Origin of the sequence: Bacteroides muris (ex Fokt et al. 2023), from assembly GCF_024704895.1 — a bacterium.
In the GTDB taxonomy this organism is placed as follows: Bacteria; Bacteroidota; Bacteroidia; order Bacteroidales; family Bacteroidaceae; genus Bacteroides; species Bacteroides muris.
Window position 1 is genome coordinate 1 of the sequence record NZ_JAMZEE010000086.1, and the last position, 2,715, is coordinate 2,715.

The window sequence follows — 2,715 nt, forward strand, 5'->3', positions numbered from 1 at the left end:
ACCAGAGTTTTCGCGGAACTTGGTACGTTTGGTAATGTAAAATCACCATCTACACCGGTAATGGCACCAATTTGTGTACCTTTTACCAATACAGAGGCTCCAATAACTGGCTGCCCGTCTTCTTCAGAAATTACAACACCTGTAACCTTCTGGGTTTGGGCAGTTACTAGGCCTATTCCGACAAAAAGACAGGCCAATAACAGCATTAATTTTCTTTTCATAAATTCTCTCTTAAAGTTTAACTTTACATTAATTGTTTCTTTACTCTAACAAAGTGCAAATATATTAATAAAACTGAAACGAACAACTATTTTATTGAAAAAACCTTGTAAATCTATCAATTTGTTAATTAAACATGTTACTTTATGCTTAATAACAGATTTTTCATACTTAAAAAACCTAAACTAGCTTATGTTTACTATCACTATGATTTCCTCTTTTAGGGTGATTTTCCCAAGGAATACACATATTTTAAAACAAAATGGTTAATAAACAAGCCGCTAAAACAGAGAATAGACCTGACTTTGAAACAAATTGAGAGTTTCCGGAGGCTAAATACCGATTAATAGCTAAACACAAAAAGACACTTTTTAGAGATATTAATTCTTATTCTAACCTCATAGAGTACAGAATATCGTCTTATTTGTCATTGGTATTAATTTAAATCAAGTAAAATGAGCAAGATTATTTACAATTTAGTGTACAACAGAAAAAAAAGCCTGAATAAAAAAGGAATGGCATTAGTACAAGTGGAAGCTTATTTGGACAGAAAGAAAAAGTACTTCTCAACCAAAGTCTATCTAAAGCCGGAACAGTGGGACAATAAAAAGCTTGTCGTGAAGAATCATCCCAATGCAGATGCGCTGAATAGATTGATATATGAGTTTATGGCTATGATAGAAAAAAAAGAGTTGGAATTGTGGCAGCAAGGAAGGCGTATTTCACTAGAGTTACTAAAGGATGTTTTGAGCACAAGCGAGAGCAAAACCTCTTTTATTCCTTTTTTTAGGCAAGAGATAGTAAACTCTACTCTAAAAGAAAGTACAAAACGAAATCATCTCTCCACTCTTTCATTATTACAACAGTTCAAAAAGGATGTAGCCTTTTCTGATTTGACATTCGAATTCATATCCTCCTTTGAATATTTCTTGCAAACAAGAGGTTATCATACAAATACGATAGCCAAGCACATGAAGCATCTGAAGCGACATATAAATGTCGCCATCAACAAGGATTATATGGAGATACAAAAATACGCTTTTCGAAAGTACAAGATTAAAACTATAGAAAACAAGCATACACACTTGTCTCCTGAAGAGTTGGAGAAGTTGGAGAAATTAAGCTTGGCTGGCAGATACACAAAATTGCAGAAAACTTTAGATGCATTCTTGTTTTGTTGTTATGCAGGAATGAGATATTCTGATTTTACCAGTTTATCACCTGATAACATCATGGAGATTCGTCAAGAACCCTGGCTGGTTTATAAATCCATAAAGACAAGTACAGAAGTAAGGTTGCCACTTTATCTCTTATTCGAAGGGAAAGGACTTGCTATTCTAGACAAATATCGGGATGACTTACAAAGTTTCTTTCATTTAAGGGACAACTCTAATGTGAACAAGGATTTAATTGTGATTTCCCGCCTAGCCGGTTTGTCAAAAAAGATTTCATTTCACACCGCCCGCCATACTAATGCTACTCTATTGATTTATAATGGAGTAAACATTACAACGGTGCAAAAATTATTAGGGCATAAAAGCGTTAAAACCACACAAGTGTATACAAATGTAATGGATATGACTATAGTACATGATTTAGAAAAGAACCATGCATTCACGCCTTTACCTAAAAAAACACGAACTTAGCATGGTCGATACTACACTTTCATATCATTAGTCATATACTTCTCCTTTAAAGTCTGTCCATTCACTATTCTGTTTCAGCCGGCTAGCTGCAAACTTGCTGCATACGTTTTGCAGTACTACTGCAAACTGTTTGCAGCATCACTGCATATTGCTTGCAGCCGCACTGCATATTAGTTTGCAGTACCACTGCAACAGCTTTGCAGTATCGCTGCAATAGGTTTGCAAAATCTTGCAGTAAAAAGCTACTGAGAATCAAACAGCTATAGTGTTACATAAATAGAAGATTGACATTGATGTACTATCAATATTTAAGGCTGATTAGAGGTGTGGAAGCAAATTTTGCTTCCACACTTTTGCATTGCTTCCACAGCGTTTGTAATGCCGATGAATAGAGGGATGCAAGGAGCAGGTGGAAATGTGATAAAAACTGTTATGAAGAAACAACAATTGTCTTGATTGTTTGGCTAATCACAAAGTTTTGAGTTTACTTTTCTTTGAAGCTATTGAAATATTCTTTTACATAGACTTTAGTACTTTCGCTGATAAAATGACAATGTAGAGTAAATGCTTCATTGAAAGCAACTAGGATGACAGATGTTGACAAAAGATATTCTTCATATAAGAAGAATCATTTAAAATCTTTATGCAGAGTATTAACTTCATGATATGCATTTGATAATCTGGTTGTTAATCCTACAAATAGTATCACTACAGTAAGGTTTTATGCATTGTATCCTTATACATATACCTTGTAAGAAAGAGAATTTCGCTATAGCTATTTCTACTATATAGCATAATTGACTGATTACTAATAAAATAAAAAATATTCTAGTTCCGCGAAAACTCTGGT

2 protein-coding genes are annotated in these 2,715 nt (G+C 34.0%); one reads left to right on the plus strand and one right to left on the minus strand.

From position 1 onward, the window contains the following. Window positions 1–221: carboxypeptidase-like regulatory domain-containing protein (locus M1B78_RS18245; RefSeq protein WP_130081742.1), on the minus strand; the 221-nt coding region annotated here is incomplete at its 3' end. A 453-nt stretch (window positions 222–674) separates the two neighbouring features. On the opposite strand from M1B78_RS18245, the gene M1B78_RS18250 reads away from it, so the two are divergent. After that, on the plus strand, window positions 675–1,865 hold the full coding sequence (locus M1B78_RS18250) for a site-specific integrase (RefSeq protein ID WP_257941469.1): 1,191 nt from the start codon (window positions 675–677) through the stop codon (window positions 1,863–1,865). Window positions 1,866–2,715 lie beyond the last annotated feature (850 nt).

Bases quoted from the DNA above. Each gene is read 5' to 3' on its own strand.
- M1B78_RS18250 (WP_257941469.1), top strand. From the start codon at position 675: ATGAGCAAGATTATTTACAATTTAGTGTACAACAGAAAAAAAAGCCTG.